Source organism: Providencia sp. CIM-Carb-044 (assembly GCF_033901115.1).
Taxonomy (GTDB): domain Bacteria; phylum Pseudomonadota; class Gammaproteobacteria; order Enterobacterales; family Enterobacteriaceae; genus Providencia; species Providencia hangzhouensis.
On sequence record NZ_JAXADV010000013.1, the window covers coordinates 1 to 17,464 of the forward strand.

Here is a 17,464-nt window from a genome sequence, read left to right on the forward strand (position 1 = left end):
TGTAACTCGGCACATTCAAGCCTTAACCCCCAACTGGTTAAATTTTAGGGGGGTGACAACTATCCTGCCAGAGGGGGTTATCTTCCACCTCATTTTTTTTCACTAATAAGAACCCGTTTTATGAGTATAAAAAACTTTATTAGTAATGATTGGGTTTATTTTGTGGTTTTTTATTAAAAAAAGGTCGATTTAATTAGATGTACATCACTCGTTTATCCAGTAATGGAGTATTTAAAATAGAGTATTCTCTGGATTATATATATATATCACTAACTTACAATGTGAGTAGTTAATTAATCTTCAGATTTGACATAACTAGAATGAGATATAATAATGGCACCGCATTGATGCATTGTTTAATTATTTTATTTATTAATGGAGTTTGATAAATAGGAATAGTTATTAGTGTCAATCCTTAATATTTACTAATCGAATATATTTTAAGAAAAAATTAAAATAATCAGATTGATAATAACTCATTATTTTAATTTGTGTCGTCTTTTTTATCTAATGGAAATGTATAAAATGAAATTAAATAAACTTGCTTTAGTATTAGGTTTAGGTCTGGCAGTAGTTGCTGGTTCTGCTTCTGCAAACCAAGGTGGCGGTCAAGTCACTTTCAAAGGTTCAATTATTGATGCTCCTTGCTCAATTCCACCAGGTTCTCAAGCATTTGAAGTACAAATGGGTGCTATCGCGACGTCTGCATTAAACGGTGGCGGTAAAAGTATTGCTCGTGACTTCAATATCCAATTAGAGCAGTGTGACATCACAACTCTGAAAACTGTTCAAACTACATTTACTGGTATTCCAAGTACTTCGGTAACTGATGGTTTAGCTATTGCTGGTACTGCGAAAAACGCGGGTATCGTGATCACTGATTACAACGGAACTAAAATTGCTTTAGGTGCTAAATCACCATCTCAAACTTTATTAACTGGTGCGAACACATTGCGTTTCCAAGCTTATTTGCAAGGCGATGATGATGCAGCAAACAAACCAGCTGTACCAGGTGAATTTGATGCAATTGCAACATTTGCTCTGAGCTACCAGTAATTGGTATAGCCCGTACAAGGATGTATGGGCACTAATTTTAATGCATTGAAATTGGTTATTAAGTTGAAATGGAGTCGCTATGAATCACTTTGGCATCATTGTCATGGTGCTTTCAGGAATGATATTTGCCCCGATAGTTAGTGCGCAAAATCAAAATTCTCGGGCACAAAGTCAGTTCAAAGGAACTGTTACCATGGGCGGTTCAATCATTGAGAGCCCTTGTGCAATAGATGCAGATAGCCGAGATCAATCAGTTAACATAACGACTGTACCGGTTAGCCAGATAATTCACGACAGAGAAAGTCCTACAAGTGATTTCTCTATACGCCTTATCAATTGTGTTTTAACACCGGTAACTCCTGGAACTCCTAATTGGCAAACTTTCAATATTACATTCGATGGTCCAACAGATGGCCGTAACTTCGATGTTTTTGGGCATGCAAATGGATTGTCAGTAAAAATTTCTGATACAGCTGGAAATGTAGCTATACCTGGTAGAGCAATGCCTGATTTACCCATTAGCGCAGGCAATACAACTCTGCATTATAAGGTGCGGGTAGTATCTAATAATAAACGTTTAAAACCAGGGAATTATCAGACAACTATCCGTTTTAAAATGGATTATTACTGAGTTATTACTAAGGGACTATTATGGCTCTGCAATTAAAAAGTAAAAATAAAGTATTTAATAACTCAGTAAGTTATTTTTTAACGCCTGTTGCTACCATGGTGTTTCTTGCTATTGCTCATATAAATTTAGCTAATGCAAATAATGATAGTATTGAGTTTAATACAGATGTTTTAGATCTTCAGGATAAAAAAAATATTTCCTTAAACGAGTTCTCTCGTGCGGGCTATGTTATGCCAGGGAAATATCCATTTAAAATTAATTTAAATAATCGCGACTTAGCTGACATTTTTGATATTGAATATATCGAGGATCCTAATGATCCAAGTATGACGGAGCCTTGTTTAACGCCAGATGTTGTTGAACATATTGCTTTGCGCGATGAATGGAAGAAAAAGGTTGAGTTTGCTAAAAATGGCCAATGTTTAATTCCAGAAACGATCCCTGGAATGACAGTAAGCGGTTCTTTAGCCAAAGAAACAGTCACAATTACTGTACCTCAGGCTTATATCGAATTTACTTCTGATAACTGGGATCCGCCATCTCGTTGGGATGAAGGTGTACCCGCCCTAATTTTTGACTATAACTTGAATGCTAACTTAACAAGGCCTGCGGATTCAGCCAATACCCAGTCAGTTACTGGTAACGGTACAACTGGCTTTAACCTTGGTGCGTGGCGTTTTAGGGCAGATTGGCAAGCAAGTTATAATCGCACTAATGGGCAATCGACCGACCGTAAATGGGATTGGAGCCAATATTATGCCTATAGAGCAGTAAAAGAGCTAAATGCAAAGCTCACGATGGGTGAGCAATTTTTACGTTCAGGACTATTTGACTCGTTCCGTTATATGGGGGCCAGCCTGATCTCTGATGAAAGAATGCTACCACCAAACCTACGTGGCTATGCACCGGAGGTGACTGGCGTTGCAAGAACCAATGCAAAAGTGATCGTGACTCAGCAAGGACGTGTTATTTATGAAACACAAGTTGCTCCGGGGCCTTTCCGTATTCAAGATTTAAGTGATGCGGTTAGCGGTAAATTAGATGTACGCGTCGAAGAGCAAGATGGCTCTGTACAAGAATTCCAAATGAATACCGCCTCTATTCCTTATTTAACTCGTCCAGGCTCAGTTCTGTTTAAGATTGCAGGTGGACGACCGAATAATATGGAACATGAAACAGAAGGGCAAGGGTTTGTTACGGGGGAATTTAGCTGGGGGATCTCCAACGGTTGGTCATTATTCGGCGGTGCAATAGCAGCAGGTGACTATAACGCGTTATCACTCGGTGTTGGTCGAGATTTACTCGCCTTTGGTGCAATTTCATTCGATGTCACCGAGTCACGCGCGAAACTGAAAACAGATAACAAAATCTATACGGGGGCATCGTATCGCTTAAGTTATTCAAAACGTTTTGAAGACTATGATAGCCAAGTCACTTTCGCAGGATACCGATTCTCTGAACGTGACTTTATGAGTATGAACCAGTACCTCGATCGTCGTTATAGAGGTGTGGAATTCGATAATAGTAAAGAGCTGTATACGATTACATTTAATAAGTATTTCACCAGTGCAGATCTGACAGCGTATCTGAACTATAACCACGAAACCTATTGGAATAAGCCAGCGGCAAAACGTTATAACCTTTCTATTGCGAAATATTTTGATATTGGTCGTTTTAAAAATATCAACTTAAGTTTAACGGCATTCCGTAACAAATTTGATAATAGAAATAATGACGACGGGCTATATATGAATCTTTCTTTGCCTTGGGCAGATAGAGCGTCAATTAGCTACAACAATATGGTGACAAGAGATGGTAACTCACACACCGTCAGTTATTTTGATTCCATTGATGATAAGACGAACTATCGTGTGGGTACTGGGGTGAGTAACCGAGGCCGTGGAACTATTGATGGTTTCTATACACGTTACGCTGATTTAGCAACACTTACTGCAAGTACCAGCTATATCAATGGCGATACTACCTCAGCTGCATTTTCTTTACAAGGTGGTGCAACAGTCACTGGGCATGGTGCTGCATTGCACCGCATTAATACCCCAGGTGGAAGCCGTGTGATGGTGGGAACTGAGGGGGTGAAAAATGTGCCTGTTCAAGGTTTTGGGCCGACCACTGAAACCAATATTTTTGGTAAAGCGGTAGTTGCTGATATCAGTGATTACTATCGTACCAGTACATCCATTGATGTGACTCAATTGCCTGACAACGTAGAAGCCATCCGGACATCTCAGCCAATTACGCTGACAGAAGGGGCTGTAGGTTATCGCGAGTTTGAAGTGTTATCGGGTATTAAAACCATGGTGAGATTGGCATTGGCAGATGGAAGTTATCCGCCATTCGGTGCCACCGTGAGAAATGAGAAGAATAGAGAGCTCGGTATCGTAACTGATAATGGGTCTGTGTATATCTCAGGTATCAACCCAAATGAAGTTTTAGATGTGTATTGGGATGGAAGTGTGCAATGCAAAATTCAGGTTCCAGAAAATATTACCACGGCTGAATTTAACTCACTGTTATTACCGTGTACAAACAGCCCAAGTGTTAAACCTGGGTATATGCCAGCAAAAGCCGTTCCTGTTGGGCAGTCAGCTCCAGTTTACAAGCCTGCGCCGATTAAACAGGGCGTAGCGCCGAGTCAGCGTTGGTTATTAAAACCACCGGATATTGCTTACAGCACAGATTATACAGAGTAACCCAAGTTGCTTGATTTTATAAATAGTTGGTACTTATGAATATTAAAAAAATTGTATTTTTCACTACAACAATCACGTTATCTGCGGTGCTATGCGGGCAGGCTCTGGCTGCTATTGCACTTGATAGAACACGCGTCATTTATAATGGGACTGAAAAAACCATTAGCTTGAATATTAAGAATGAAAACACAGAATTACCTTATCTTGCGCAGGGTTGGATTGAAGACGCTAATGGTAACAAAATTGAAAGCCCACTCACGGTTTTACCACCAGTTCAACGTGTAGAACCAGGTGAAGGTAGCCAGGTTAAAATTCAATCTCTTCCTGATATCGCTACATTACCTCAAGACAGAGAAAGTGTTTATTACTTTAACTTACGTGAGATTCCACCACGTAGTAAAGAAGCTAACGTTTTACAGATTGCATTACAGACGCGTATTAAATTGTTTTATCGACCAAAAGCGTTATACGCCACTCGTACGGATTTAGAAAATCCATGGCAGGAAAAAATTACGTTAACGCGTAAAGGAGATGCCTACGAAATCACAAATCCAACTGCTTACTTTGTCACGATTGTGGATGCAAGTTCAAGAGTGGGAGGAGATACGGTGAAGCAATTTGAGCCTGTGATGATCTCACCAAAAAGTAACGGAATGCTTAAGGGTAGCGCAAGTGCCATGGGGGCAAAACCAGTTCTAACTTATATCAATGATTATGGTGGAAGGCCTAAATTGACGTTTGGTTGCGCCGGTACAACTTGCAAAGTTGAATCTTCGACGGACAGATAACGGAGAATAATGTATGAAAAGGACTCTCCAGTTCAGCACTATCTTATTTGGCTTAGTTCCAGTATTTACCTTTGGAATAAGTAGCTGGGATATTGATGGATTACACGGAACATTGACAGTAAATGGCATGATGACCGAGGCACCTTGTACGATGGATGTGACCAATTCAAAGCGCCAAGAAGTGTCTCTAGGGGAGATCCCTTCTTATTCACTCCGTAAACCTGGTGATAGAGCTGAGCCAGTGTCATTCGAATTAGAATTTAGGCACTGCATTCGTACGGAAAGTCGAATGAAAGACACTCGAACGGGTCGTGCACTTTGGGATGCAATGCAACCGGTGATAACGGTTTCTTTTGTTGCCGTATCGGATAAGCATTTTCCAGAAATGTTAAGTGTAAAAGGTGTCTCTGGCGTGGCGTTAGAAGTGACGGATGCACAACGAGAAGATATCAGGCTAGGAAGTCGTGGTCGTCCACAATTTCTCGATGCACCGCAAGGCACACTTCAATATTTTGTAACGCCAGTGAGAACTCCCGAAAAACTGACGGAAGGAAGTTTCAGCGCCGTAATGGACTTTAAGGTGGATTATGAGTGATTTAAATAAGCAGCGGTACCTGCTGGCATCATGTCTCGCTGGAATATTTTTTACATCGGTTTCCTATGCAGGATTACCTGATTCGCGTATTAGCCCATCAGGAAGTACAAGGGCGACAATTACGCCAGGTATGATAACCGTACCGATTAAAGGGGTTGTTTTGGCACCACCACCTTGCAAAATTAATGGCGGAAATATAATCAAAGTTAATTTTGACGAAATCATGAGTACACGGATTGACGGTAACGCCTATGCAAAATCGATAAATTACAATATTGATTGTGAAAAAAGACCGACATCACAAATGAAAATGACGTTGGTTGGTATTCCTGCCTCCTTTGATAGTGGTGCGATTGAAACAGACATTCAAGGTTTAGGGATCGCTTTTCGTTATAACGGAAGCAAACTTCGATTAAACCAAGAAATTAAGTTTGTGTATCCAAATGCCCCTCAATTTGAAGCCATACCTGTTCGTGATTTATCCACAACATTAACAAAGGGTGGGGTTTTTCATGCGGGCGTCACTATCAAACTTGATTATCAGTGAGGGGAAAATAATGAAAAAAATAATGAAAAGACTTCCTCTGATAATGAGTTTGTTAGTTATACCTGTTAGCGCTGCGATGGCAAACGATGTGGAATTTACTGGAACCTTGTTACTTCCACCGCCTTGCACTGTTTTTGAAGATAAAGTTCACGTCATCGAATACAAAGACATTGGTTTACATAAGGTTGATGGCGTTAACTTTGCGAAACCGATTAATTACGCATTGAAGTGTGAAGAAAACTTAAAAGGTTGGGACTTAATGCTAACTATCAAAGGGACAGCAACAGATTTTGATAAGTCGGCACTGGAAACTAATGTTCGAGATCTTGGCATGCGTATTACCCAAAATGGCCTCGGTTTTGAAATTAATAAACCGTTAAAGATTAGCTATGGGCAACCACCTGTTTTAGAGGTTGTTCCTGTAAAGAGATTGGGAGTTACGTTGCCTGAAGGAGGCTTTGCCGCAACAGGGACATTGCTAGCGGAGTACCAATAATGAACAAACTAATTCAATGTGCAGTAGCTAGTGCCTTACTTATCAACGTTAGCACTGCTTTCGCTGTGCCTGATAATTTAAGGATTATCGGTAATTTAGTGGAGGAACCCTGCACTATTTTACCGGGTGATGAAAACATCCTGATGGAGTTTTTTGATACACCAGAAAAAAACTTTTACGCCTATGGTGAAACGCCTCCTAAAGAGTTTGCGATTAAACTGGCCGACTGTGACACAACGATAGGCAAATTTGTGGAAGTGACGTTTTCAGGAACACCTAATCTTGCACTTCCTGGTTTTATTGCATTATCAACAGGTAGTGTTGCATCTGGTTTCGCAGTGGGGTTACAAAACTCAGATAAAACACCACTGGCTATTGACCAGAAAGGCTCGAAGTTAACGTTACAAGATGGTGCTAACCAATTGAGGTTCTATGCCTATTTAAAAGGTGAACCGGATGCTATTGCAAATAAGACAATAAAAGTAGGCCCTTACAGTGCTGTAGCAACATTTAAATTAGATTATGAATAATAAGGCTGTGAACTAATATGAAAGTATTTTTATCGCTATTAATTGGTGCAGTCATGTTTTCATCTACTGCATCAGCCTCTGTTTTTTCCTATATCACTGAATCAAAGCCCGGTAATAACCCAAATAATGGGGATGCAAACTATAAGTACGTCATTGCTCGCTGGGACCCTGAATTGCCAACTACGCGTAATCCTTGCTTTAGATGGTCGAAATGCTATCTCACCATAAGCCATAAGCATACAGCTGCTGGAACACCAGGGGCGGCAACCGTCGAGTTGGCCGAAATTTCTAAGTATGAATACATGCGTGACGTTCAGAATATACCCGGTGTTTTGGCAAAGGCGACAGCTCCAGCAACACAGTGGGCTGTTCATACTGGGGTTAGGCTACAGAATAATCAGGAATGTGTGGGGCTGTTTTACCAAGATCGTACTGGGGTTACGAGTAACGGTGGGTTAATTCCCGGCTCATTATGTGGTATTGCGCCTCCACCGATTGGGGCTTGTAAGATTAACAATACGATCCCTGATATTAACTTTGGTTCGATTAGTGAAGCTGAACTTGATGGTCAATCAAAACAAGTAAACATTAGTGTGACCTGTAACTTAGCGATGGATGTGCTAGTGATTGCCACAGGTGTTAACGTGACAAATGGCCGTGTTAATTTACGACCAGATAACAGTTTATACGCGAATTTGTATCTAGGTGGAAACGATACGCCAGGAGAAGCTGGTTACAGAATTCATGTGCCTGCTGGTGGAACAAATTCGGTAACCATGAAAGCTGTATTAGGTACTAATGGCCGAGTTCAAGCCGGTCAGTTTGAAGGTGCCGCAGCCCTTATTTTAACTGTGCCTTAATAAATGGTGAAAATATGTATTCAGAAAATGGCAGTGAAAAAATCCATTATATGGTAGGTCAGAGGATCTTAGAAAAGCGTAGAGAACTGGGGTATACAGGGTTTCAGTTAGCTCAGTTATTAGGTGTTAGTCAACAACAGATTTCACGCTATGAAAGAGGCAAAATCAAGATTGATTTGTTTCACTTGTTTAAACTTGCATTTTTGATGGGAACACCAATTGATTGGTTCCTTGAAGATATCAGCTCTCAGCTCAGTGAAAATGGGCGACTGGATGATACGCAATAATAAGTCTTTAAATGGTTGTTAATGATAAATAGGTTGAGATGACGATTTTATGTCGCCTAACTGTAATAAAAGTCGCTAAGCAAACACGTACAGTAGAAAACTCAACCTATTTATTTGTCGTAACAAACTGCCAACCCTTTCTTTTATAGAGTTCTCCTCGTTTTTTATCTCTCTCTTGCCTTTTAACACTTTAAAATTCATAGATTCAACAAATTAAATTGATGTTTTTGTGCGTTGCAACAACTTTTTAGTGAATGCAAATGCAAACTAATATCATTTGCGCTTATTTGCGTGTAATATACGCTACATTGTGGATCACCAAATTTTATCATCAGTACTTTTATCGATGGACGGAGGAAATTAGATGTTTGCAAAATCATTAGTTTCGGGTATTGCGTTGTTATCTGCGTTAGTGTTAGCTGGTTGTGATAACGCAAAAGACACGACAGAAACAGCTCAAGTCGCAGAACAACAAACTATCACAATAGAACATGCCCAAGGCAAAACTGAAATTCCTCGTCATCCGCAAAAAGTCATGGTGATGAACATGGAAACATTGGACATCATGGATGCACTCGGGGCTCCAGTTGCCGGTGTTCCACAAACCAACGTTCACTTCCCTGAATTCTTAACTAAATACAGTGGTTCTGAATACATCAATGGCGGGACATTATTTGAACCTGCTTATGAAGCCTTAAGTAATGCTAAGCCTGACCTGATTTTAGGTGGTAGCCGTGCTCGTGATGCCTATGACAAACTCAGCGGTGTTGCACCAACTATTTCATTAGATATTGATAACAAAAACTTTATTGGTAGCTTAACTGAACGTACTAATGAACTTGGCGCGCTATTCGGTAAAGAAGAACAAGCCAAAAAACTGATTTCTGACTTCAATACTAAAATTGAAGGTATCAAAGCTAAAGCGCCGACTGCGGGTAAAGCGATGGTAATCTTAGTTAGTGGCGGTAAAATTTCTGCGTATGGACCAGGTTCTCGTTTCGGTTTTATCTTTGATGTATTAGGTTTTGAACCTGCTTATGTGTTTGAAGAAAACACGGGTCGCCACGGTAATATCGTTAATGCAGAATTACTGGTGAAATTAAACCCAGACTGGTTATTTGTTATCGACCGTGACAGCGCAATTGGCAAAACGGATGCACAGCCTGCTGCGGAAGTATTAGATAACGCATTAGTTAGAAAAACCGCTGCATGGGAAAAAGGCCAAATTACTTACCTTGACCCAACAGCAGTATATATTGCCGGTGGGATCCAAACTTATTCTCAGTTAATGGACGATATCAATACAGCATTAGAGAAGAGCCAAGCAAAATAACCGATGAAAACGCTTTATCTTTTTTGTGGAATTGTCGCGTTATTGGTTTTAGCGGTATTAAGCTTGTTTATTGGAGCGGGTGACGTGTCACCCGTTTCGCTTTTCACCGACCCAGAGATGCAAGACATCTTTTTTATTAGCCGAATTCCCCGAACCGTCTCCTTGATTTTAGCTGGTAGCGCCATGAGTGTTGCTGGGCTAATCATGCAATTATTAACACAAAACCGTTTTGTTGAACCTTCCCTCGCAGGAACAACCCAGTCAGCCAGTTTAGGCTTATTGGTCGTCATGGTGCTTTTCCCAGCAGCAAGTATTATGACTAAAATGGTGGTGGCCAGCGGTTTTGCACTTCTTGGCACCATGTTGTTTATGGTGCTATTACGTCGTGTGATTTTAAAATCTGCCCTGATAGTTCCACTGGTGGGGATTATGTTAGGGGCAGTTATTAGCGCATTAACCATTTTTACCGCTTATTACTTCGACTTACTACAATCTCTTGGTGCATGGATGAGCGGTGACTTTTCTAGCATCATTCAAGGCCGATATGAACTTTTGTGGTTAGTGGGAATATTAACATTAATTGCTTGCTGGATTGCCGATAGCTTTACGGTGGCTGGTATGGGACGTGAGTTTTCAATTAATGTTGGCCTAAATTATCGCAAAGTGATGACCATTGGTTTATCGATTATCGCTTTAATCAGTGGCGTCGTGGTCGTGGTGGTCGGGGCATTACCTTTCCTAGGCTTAATTATTCCAAATCTCGTGAGCTTAGTGATGGGCGATAACATACGTAAAACCATCCCATGGATTTGTATTGCTGGTGGTGGCTTAGTTTTACTGTGTGACATTATTGGGCGCTTAATTCGCTATCCATTTGAAATCCCAGCAAGTGTGATTTTAGGTGTCGTTGGCGCGGTGATTTTTTTATATTTATTGTTGAAGCAACAACGTTATGCAAAAAGTTAATTCATCAATAGCGTTACCTAAAAAAGGGGTAACGCCGTTGCAAAGAATATGGATACTACTGGCACTATCGCTGCTATCCATTGTGCTTTATATGACGGTCAATTTGGGTAGCAATCTTGCTTATATTTTGCCGCATCGAGGCTATATTGTTCTCACCATGATTGTGGTAGCTTTCTCGGCTGGGGTTTCAACAGTTCTCTTTCAAACGATTGCTAATAATAAGATATTAACCCCATCTATCATGGGATTAGAAGCATTGTTTGTATTATTACAAACCATTTTTATCTTCTATAGTGAGAGCTTTCCATCCTCTTGGTTATTGAATATTGGTAAGTTTTTATTAGAGTCCACACTACTTGTACTGTTCTCTGTTCTGCTCTACCGCTGGTTATTTGTGTCAGTTAAAATGAATATCAACCTAGTATTGATGGTGGGTATCATTCTTGGCACATTATTTCGCAGCGTAGCGACATTGCTGCAGCGTTTAATGGACCCTAATGAATTTTCCATTTTACAAAGCCGGATGTTTGCCACCTTCACAAAGGGAACACCTGAGCTAATTCTATTCACATTAATGATTACGGCAGTCGTCGGTGTCCTATTGTGGCGCATGCGTTATTGTTTTGACGTTATCGCGTTAGGGCAAGCCAATGCGGTGAATCTAGGAATTAATTATCGCCAGCAAGTCACTGTCATTTTGTTGCTTATCTCAATATTAGTTGCAGTTTCTACAGCATTAGTTGGGCCTTTAACATTCTTAGGTTTGATGGTCGCGAATTTAGCTTATTTAGTGGCTGGCAGTAGCCAACACCGCTATTTGCTACCCGTTTCCTTTCTACTTGGTGTCATTGCGTTGATTGGTGGGCAGTTGATTCTAGAATATGGCTTAAATATGGCTGGGACATTATCAGTTGTTATCGAATTTGTCGGCGGTATTTTCTTTATTTATATGGTGTTAAGAAGGTTTTAGTATGATTGAAATTAGTCAGATATCGAAAAGTTATCAGGATACTAAAGTCTTAGATAACGTAACAACAACAATTAAAAATAGCGGTATTACCTCAATCATCGGGCCTAATGGTGCAGGTAAATCAACACTGTTGTCGATAATTGGGCGCTTGTTACAGCCTGATCACGGTGGTTACGTCAAAGTGAATGATTTAGACGTATCGACAACACCGAGTGATAAATTAGCGAAATGTTTGTCAGTTTTACGCCAAGAAAATCAATTTGCCAGCCGTTTAACAGTCGAGGAATTGGTTGGTTTTGGGCGTTACCCATACACTAAAGGCCGTTTAACCATTGACGATAAAAAGAAAATTGATGAGTCACTCTCTTTTCTAAATTTGTCAGATTTACGCCACCGTTATTTAGATGAATTATCGGGTGGCCAACGCCAACGGGCTTATGTCGCAATGGTTTTATGTCAAGACACAGAATATGTTTTACTTGATGAGCCATTGAATAACCTGGATATGAAACATGCGGTGATCATGATGAAACTGCTGCGTAAAGCGGCAGATGAGCTAGGCAAAACCATTATCTTAGTAATCCACGATATAAATTTCGCTTCCGTTTATTCGGACTATATTGTCGCTCTGAGAAACGGCCGCCTGTCTTATCACGGTAAGCCAGAAGAGATCATGAAATCTGACATTATTGAGGATATTTTTGATACTCCGGTTGATATTAAACGGGTGGATGATCAGTATATTGCTCTCTACTACTAAATTTTCGTCATCCTTCGAGCTGTAGCGGTGTTGGCTACGCTCAGCTACTCGGGTCACATACTTTTGTATGCTCCCCGAGATATCTTCTCTTGCCGCCTTGCTACAGTTCGAATGATTTAGAAAATTAAATGGTTATCATCCTTCGAGCTGTAGCGGTGTTGGCTACGTTCAGCTACTCCGGGTCACATACTTTTGTATGCTCCCCGAGATATCTTCTCTTGCCGCCTTGCTACAGTTCGAATGATTTAGAAAATTAAATGGTTATCATAGTTTGAGCTGTAGCGGTGTTGGCTACAACCTAAATGTACCGAATAGAAGACCGTTAGTGGCAGAATGAATTCATTGCGGTGAAATTTCAATGTCTTCATCGGTTGTCAGCAAGTCCAGTGATTGCAACACTTCTAAGCGTTTTATCCCATCGGCATTAACCACTAAACGCGCCAGCTCATTGTAGGTTTTTTTGTTAATTGTGACACGGCGGCAAAGGTAAATATGGTAGACCTTTTCACCAATGATTGCAGGTTCATCATCATTTACAGTGAGTTCTTCATAGCTAATATCGATATATTTTAGAAAATCTGAAATATTAAAGCGTGTGATATCAGCAATTGATGATTGGTTTTTTTCAAACACCGAATGGCGGTTATGAAGCAATACATCTTTGCGGTAATACAGGATATCTTCCATACGTTGGACATTAACTAAATTAACCCAATGGGATTTTTGTCGCATTTCACGGATATCAGGGGAGAGCATGTTTTCACTGATGAAGCGAAAAGACTCTTTGCATAGCCCGACAGGGGCCTTAACACCTTCACGATAAATACGTAGCTGTCTATCCGGGATCCACTTTTGGAAAACGCGATAGAGTTGCTCACGACCAATTTCTTTCAGCCTATCTTTGAAAATATAGCCAATAACCATAGCTAAAAATAAATTTGCACTCAACGCGCCATATTTTCCTTGCCAAAGAAAGGCGATTAACGTGGCAAAAATCATTGAGATTGCTGCTGCGATACCATAAATGGAGTGCAATAATAATGGCAACCCACGTTTATGGCGGATCTCTAAGTAAAGGTAGCGATTGATGTATTTTTTCAATAAATTGCGACGATATGTCACTAATTCGGCATCAGTTTCATCACTGGGAAAACAATCAGGGTATTGTTTCTTTAGGTAACGCATTTCTTGATACCAAAAATGACGGATTTCTTCACGTAAGGGTATTTGCTTCTCAGCTAATAAATCACGCAAATAATTCATGGTGTAGTAGGTCATAAACTCGTCGCAATAAGAAAATGCATTTGAGCGAATGCTTTCTTCAATTTTTCCCGCCAGTGGCGCTAACGCCCGATAAACCCCGAGGCATTTCGCCATGTTCGCCATAAACTCGGTTAAGTATTCATCTGTTTGTCGTTGGGCGTTTTGGCTTATCATTTTGACATTAATTCGTACCGTGCGCTTAAAGGTTAAAGCATAGCGTTTTAACTTGTTCTCATACTCGTCCAATGAGGGTGGGTTTAATGGGTCACATTGTTCTAACCAGCGTTTTAAGTCATCTAATTCGCCATTTTCTTCTGGTAAAGCTGAAAGCTTAACCGTGGGAGGGCTTAAGCGGATATAGTTTTTGAGGCTACGTTGAAGGCTTGATGGCGTGTATAGATCAGGGTTGACTTGCAATGATGATGGAAGAAAGAAAAAACTTTCGACCTGATAGCGGATCTCTTTTGATTTACGAGGCAATAGAACTTTTTGTTTGATTTCAAACTGTTTTTTACCGTGGATCTTGAGAGACTCTTTAATCATATATTGCCTTATTTGATGCGATGACTCATTTTTACCCTAATGATTGCAGTGCTAATGATTGCAGCATAGCACGTTTATTTATTGAAGAACTTTAAGCAATAGCATACAGGAAGCAATAATGACAGTCTGTGAGGGAATGTTGAAAGATGTGGCAATTAAGAAGTGTTATTATAACGAGGCACATTGCTATGCCTCATTATCGTTTAGCTATTCGTTATTGAATAACTTATTTTTTTGCAGCAGGGCGTACCGCTGTCACTTCTATTTCTACTCTCCAAGCTGGGTTAGCCAGTTTAGCGACTTGGAAGGTAGAACGAGCTGGCAGATTAGTAATTTTCTCAGACTCATAGAACTTATTGTAACCAGCCATGAAGCCAGCGAAGTCCATAGTACCTTGAGTTTCTTCACCACCAACTAAAAATACTTGCATTTTAACAACGTCATTCATTGTCAAACCCATACCTTCGAGGTTAGCTTGGATTTGTTTTAATACGTTGATTGTTTGTGCTTCGGTATTACCATAAGACTCTAAAACGCCTTCTTTAGCGTCTGCAGAGATTTTAGAAGGGACTTTTCCGCTTAGGAAAATGAGGTTGCCCGCATTGATTTCTACTGATTCAGAGATAGGGAATCCTTTCACTGGAACGCGTTTAACATCATCAGCTGCATTCGCACTTGCTACACCTAAAATCAAAGGCAGAGAAAGCAATAAAGTTTTATAGCGCATGTAAACTCCTTAACATTATCAAAGTAAATAGGATCTATTAATTTTATCAAAAATTAAACTTTCATTTAACTTTAAACTATTCGCTAATAGATCCACAGTAAAAATCGTTATTTTCCCCGTTTTTTAGTTAAAACGAGAAAGTTTATACGGCGTAGGGTCGATAAATGGTGTTTCACCCATTAACAATTCTGCCGTTAATCGACCAGATGCAGGGCTTTCTGTCATACCCCAGCCTGTAGCGGTGTTGATGACCAGACCTGGATACTGCTCGATGGTTGAAATAATTGGAATTTCATCATCCGTTGGTGCAACAGTACCACCCCAACGCTCAACCACTTTAGACTCTTTAAATACTGGGAACTCTTTTCTCAGTCTTTCTAGAACGCCATCTAAGTGTTCATTGTTTGGTGTATTTGTTGCCGTACGGAACTCTTCGAATGGTGTCTTCTCGTCTAAATTCCAAGATGTTGCCATCATGAAGGAGTTGAATAAGTCTTTACCAAGAGAGAATTCTAATGGTAATTCACCGCCACCTAATACATGTAGGAATCTTGGGCCTAACAGGAAGCTGTCTTTAACAATAGAGCTGGTAAAGATACGTGGTGCAACAGCATAAGTCCCATCAGCTTGTTCACGGAAGTGAATACCGTTAGGTAAGTGTACGTTACCTTTTGGTGCACCTGGTACGCCAGTAATACGCTGTTGTGACAGATAAACGTTTAGTGTTGGAACGTCAATACCTAAGTTACCCATGAACAGACGCGACCAAATACCCCCCGTCAGAACAACACGAGACGTTTTGATTGCACCTTTTTCAGTGACAACATCAGAAATTTTGCCGCCTGCAGTTTCAATACCACGTACTGCACAATTAGTGTAGATGCGAATACCGATTGATTTAGCGTAGTTTGCCATCGTTGGCGTAACAACTTCTGGGTCAAGGCTACCAGAGTCTTCTTCGAAACCACCAATTTTCCATGGGGTTTGCGCATCAACCAGACGATTAGCCAGTTCAGTACCTTCAATCATACGGGTACGTAAAGGCGTATCGAAACCTGGGTTTTCAGATGCAGACTTAATCCACGCTCTTGAAATTTCTAAATCTTCTTCGCTTGAAGGCACTTCAACGCGGCCTTGAACACGGTAGCTGGTATCAGCACCGATTTTTTCGTTCATACCGAGCCATTGAATTTTCCCATAGTGGTGTAAAGGGAAAATAGCTGGAGAGGTTTTGTAGCTGATGATTTGGCTATATGCACGGCCTGATTGCTCACCGCCCACAACACCTTTTTCACAGATAACAACATTAAGACCTTTCTCTGCAAGGTTAATTGCGGTCATGATCCCTTGAAGGCCAGCACCGATGATGACTGCATCCGCAGACTCAGGTAATTTGCCTTCAGTACCGGCAACAGCAGGTACACGTGATTTAGTCGATTCAAAACGACCTTCACGATTAATCATAGGAACAACCGCAGCACCTCCTGCTAGAACACCAGCAGCACCAACCCCTAATAATAGCTTTCTTCTCGAGATTTTCATCTATAACCTCAATAACAATCTTGTTTTTTATATAGTAAATAATTTCAAATTGAGATAATGATCTTATCATATATTTTGTAATTGTTAAGTGGCGGTAGCATTTGTTAATAAAGGTCATTGAAATGAAATGCGACGTAAATTGATCTGCTCAGTGCTGTAAAGGCTTTGTAGGTGATTACTTTATTTTAGAGATATAAGAATTAATATTTTTTTAATGTTAATGTCATTAAAAGTGTACAGGTGTAAATATGAAAATTTAGCTTAAAGGCAATAATTGATGAGGGGGTCAAAGAGGGAGATTAATATTTCACCATAGATGAAAATTCTGAATATCCCTTAAGTTCTAAAATTGGGAAATTAATATATAAATGAGTTTTAAATGTACTTTTTGAGCTATTTTTGTTCACTTGATTATTAATCATCCATTTGTTAAGGCTTGCAGTATTTAACCGTATTTAATATTGATTGGCTAGGTTGCATAAATATTGCCCACTAGGTTAGTTGGAGAGATGTTTTATAACAAATTGATAATAAATGTTATTTTGTTTCTGTGGTGAAGTGTCTAAACAAAAATAAATAACCTAGTCTTTATTAAGGTTAATTATCGTAATCATTTATGAGATAGAATTAGATAAATTTAAAGCAATAGATGTTTTTCATTATTTTTAATGTTGTTAAAAATAACCACTTATTTTCTGATGGCAACGAATAGTAAAAAGTAATAGGACGTATGACAAGAGTGAATAATTAAGATTAAGTAATGAATGATAAATTGAATAATAAGCTAAACTGGCTTTAATGATAAAAAATACAGAGTTATTCATGCAGTTAATAATATTTTCATAAATAGTTACTTTTA

The 17,464-nt window shown here is 39.8% G+C and carries 17 protein-coding genes; 14 read left to right on the forward strand and 3 right to left on the reverse strand.

The window, feature by feature from the left end:
* Positions 1-525: 525 nt before the first annotated feature.
* The 14 genes from SJ312_RS19160 (at position 526) to SJ312_RS19225 (ending at position 12,530) form a co-directional block, all read left to right on the forward strand.
* Positions 526-1,056 carry a fimbrial protein gene (locus SJ312_RS19160; RefSeq protein WP_036958062.1) on the forward strand — a complete coding sequence of 177 codons (531 nt, stop codon included), beginning with the start codon at positions 526-528 and terminating at the stop codon, positions 1,054-1,056.
* A 79-nt stretch (positions 1,057-1,135) separates the two neighbouring features.
* Positions 1,136-1,687, forward strand: coding sequence for a fimbrial protein (locus SJ312_RS19165; RefSeq protein ID WP_004259299.1), 552 nt, complete (start codon positions 1,136-1,138; stop codon positions 1,685-1,687).
* A gap of 20 nt (positions 1,688-1,707) precedes the next feature.
* Positions 1,708-4,398, forward strand: coding sequence for an outer membrane usher protein (locus tag SJ312_RS19170; protein ID WP_319868211.1), 2,691 nt, complete (start codon positions 1,708-1,710; stop codon positions 4,396-4,398).
* Positions 4,399-4,433: 35 nt separating this feature from the next.
* On the forward strand, positions 4,434-5,186 hold the full coding sequence (locus SJ312_RS19175) for a fimbria/pilus periplasmic chaperone (RefSeq protein WP_094961602.1): 753 nt from the start codon (positions 4,434-4,436) through the stop codon (positions 5,184-5,186).
* Between the two features lie 13 nt (positions 5,187-5,199).
* The gene (locus tag SJ312_RS19180) at positions 5,200-5,781 is read left to right on the forward strand and encodes a fimbrial protein (protein WP_004259295.1); all 582 of its coding nucleotides are present in this window, start codon (positions 5,200-5,202) and stop codon (positions 5,779-5,781) included.
* Positions 5,774-6,328, forward strand: coding sequence for a fimbrial protein (locus SJ312_RS19185; protein ID WP_004259293.1), 555 nt, complete (start codon positions 5,774-5,776; stop codon positions 6,326-6,328). Before SJ312_RS19180 ends, SJ312_RS19185 begins: the two co-directional genes overlap by 8 nt.
* A gap of 10 nt (positions 6,329-6,338) precedes the next feature.
* Positions 6,339-6,824 carry a fimbrial protein gene (locus SJ312_RS19190; protein ID WP_036958061.1) on the forward strand — a complete coding sequence of 162 codons (486 nt, stop codon included), beginning with the start codon at positions 6,339-6,341 and terminating at the stop codon, positions 6,822-6,824.
* Entirely contained in the window at positions 6,824-7,354 is a 531-nt protein-coding gene (locus SJ312_RS19195) for a fimbrial protein (RefSeq protein ID WP_004259289.1), read from the forward strand. The genes SJ312_RS19190 and SJ312_RS19195 overlap by 1 nt, the downstream gene beginning before the upstream one ends.
* A gap of 17 nt (positions 7,355-7,371) precedes the next feature.
* Positions 7,372-8,214, forward strand: coding sequence for an adhesin (locus SJ312_RS19200; RefSeq protein WP_319868213.1), 843 nt, complete (start codon positions 7,372-7,374; stop codon positions 8,212-8,214).
* Positions 8,215-8,228: 14 nt separating this feature from the next.
* On the forward strand, positions 8,229-8,501 hold the full coding sequence (locus tag SJ312_RS19205) for a helix-turn-helix domain-containing protein (protein ID WP_004259284.1): 273 nt from the start codon (positions 8,229-8,231) through the stop codon (positions 8,499-8,501).
* Between the two features lie 364 nt (positions 8,502-8,865).
* Positions 8,866-9,834, forward strand: a complete 969-nt coding sequence (locus tag SJ312_RS19210) for a siderophore ABC transporter substrate-binding protein (RefSeq protein ID WP_319868214.1) — start codon at positions 8,866-8,868, stop codon at positions 9,832-9,834.
* Between the two features lie 3 nt (positions 9,835-9,837).
* Positions 9,838-10,800, forward strand: coding sequence for an ABC transporter permease (locus SJ312_RS19215; protein ID WP_004259272.1), 963 nt, complete (start codon positions 9,838-9,840; stop codon positions 10,798-10,800).
* Positions 10,787-11,770, forward strand: coding sequence for an iron chelate uptake ABC transporter family permease subunit (locus tag SJ312_RS19220; RefSeq protein ID WP_004259269.1), 984 nt, complete (start codon positions 10,787-10,789; stop codon positions 11,768-11,770). Before SJ312_RS19215 ends, SJ312_RS19220 begins: the two co-directional genes overlap by 14 nt.
* A 1-nt stretch (position 11,771) precedes the next feature.
* On the forward strand, positions 11,772-12,530 hold the full coding sequence (locus SJ312_RS19225) for an ABC transporter ATP-binding protein (protein WP_004259268.1): 759 nt from the start codon (positions 11,772-11,774) through the stop codon (positions 12,528-12,530).
* Between the two features lie 339 nt (positions 12,531-12,869).
* Here the strand turns inward: SJ312_RS19225 and SJ312_RS19230 are convergent, their stop codons facing one another.
* The 3 genes from SJ312_RS19230 to SJ312_RS19240 all read right to left on the reverse strand — a co-directional run bounded on the left by SJ312_RS19230 (position 12,870) and on the right by SJ312_RS19240 (position 16,605).
* Complete coding sequence (locus tag SJ312_RS19230) at positions 12,870-14,336, reverse strand: hypothetical protein (protein WP_110591143.1); 1,467 nt, start codon at positions 14,334-14,336, stop codon at positions 12,870-12,872.
* Between the two features lie 226 nt (positions 14,337-14,562).
* Positions 14,563-15,063 carry a RidA family protein gene (locus tag SJ312_RS19235; RefSeq protein ID WP_004259262.1) on the reverse strand — a complete coding sequence of 167 codons (501 nt, stop codon included), beginning with the start codon at positions 15,061-15,063 and terminating at the stop codon, positions 14,563-14,565.
* Positions 15,064-15,186: 123 nt separating this feature from the next.
* On the reverse strand, positions 15,187-16,605 hold the full coding sequence (locus SJ312_RS19240) for an NAD(P)/FAD-dependent oxidoreductase (RefSeq protein ID WP_004259261.1): 1,419 nt from the start codon (positions 16,603-16,605) through the stop codon (positions 15,187-15,189).
* Positions 16,606-17,464 lie beyond the last annotated feature (859 nt).

Coding starts and splice junctions, on each gene's coding strand:
- SJ312_RS19160 (WP_036958062.1), top strand. CDS start 526: ATGAAATTAAATAAACTTGCTTTAGTATTAGGTTTAGGTCTGGCAGTA.
- SJ312_RS19165 (WP_004259299.1), top strand. CDS start 1,136: ATGAATCACTTTGGCATCATTGTCATGGTGCTTTCAGGAATGATATTT.
- SJ312_RS19170 (WP_319868211.1), top strand. CDS start 1,708: ATGGCTCTGCAATTAAAAAGTAAAAATAAAGTATTTAATAACTCAGTA.
- SJ312_RS19175 (WP_094961602.1), top strand. CDS start 4,434: ATGAATATTAAAAAAATTGTATTTTTCACTACAACAATCACGTTATCT.
- SJ312_RS19180 (WP_004259295.1), top strand. CDS start 5,200: ATGAAAAGGACTCTCCAGTTCAGCACTATCTTATTTGGCTTAGTTCCA.
- SJ312_RS19185 (WP_004259293.1), top strand. CDS start 5,774: ATGAGTGATTTAAATAAGCAGCGGTACCTGCTGGCATCATGTCTCGCT.
- SJ312_RS19190 (WP_036958061.1), top strand. CDS start 6,339: ATGAAAAAAATAATGAAAAGACTTCCTCTGATAATGAGTTTGTTAGTT.
- SJ312_RS19195 (WP_004259289.1), top strand. CDS start 6,824: ATGAACAAACTAATTCAATGTGCAGTAGCTAGTGCCTTACTTATCAAC.
- SJ312_RS19200 (WP_319868213.1), top strand. CDS start 7,372: ATGAAAGTATTTTTATCGCTATTAATTGGTGCAGTCATGTTTTCATCT.
- SJ312_RS19205 (WP_004259284.1), top strand. CDS start 8,229: ATGTATTCAGAAAATGGCAGTGAAAAAATCCATTATATGGTAGGTCAG.
- SJ312_RS19210 (WP_319868214.1), top strand. CDS start 8,866: ATGTTTGCAAAATCATTAGTTTCGGGTATTGCGTTGTTATCTGCGTTA.
- SJ312_RS19215 (WP_004259272.1), top strand. CDS start 9,838: ATGAAAACGCTTTATCTTTTTTGTGGAATTGTCGCGTTATTGGTTTTA.
- SJ312_RS19220 (WP_004259269.1), top strand. CDS start 10,787: ATGCAAAAAGTTAATTCATCAATAGCGTTACCTAAAAAAGGGGTAACG.
- SJ312_RS19225 (WP_004259268.1), top strand. CDS start 11,772: ATGATTGAAATTAGTCAGATATCGAAAAGTTATCAGGATACTAAAGTC.
- SJ312_RS19230 (WP_110591143.1), bottom strand. CDS start 14,336: ATGATTAAAGAGTCTCTCAAGATCCACGGTAAAAAACAGTTTGAAATC.
- SJ312_RS19235 (WP_004259262.1), bottom strand. CDS start 15,063: ATGCGCTATAAAACTTTATTGCTTTCTCTGCCTTTGATTTTAGGTGTA.
- SJ312_RS19240 (WP_004259261.1), bottom strand. CDS start 16,605: ATGAAAATCTCGAGAAGAAAGCTATTATTAGGGGTTGGTGCTGCTGGT.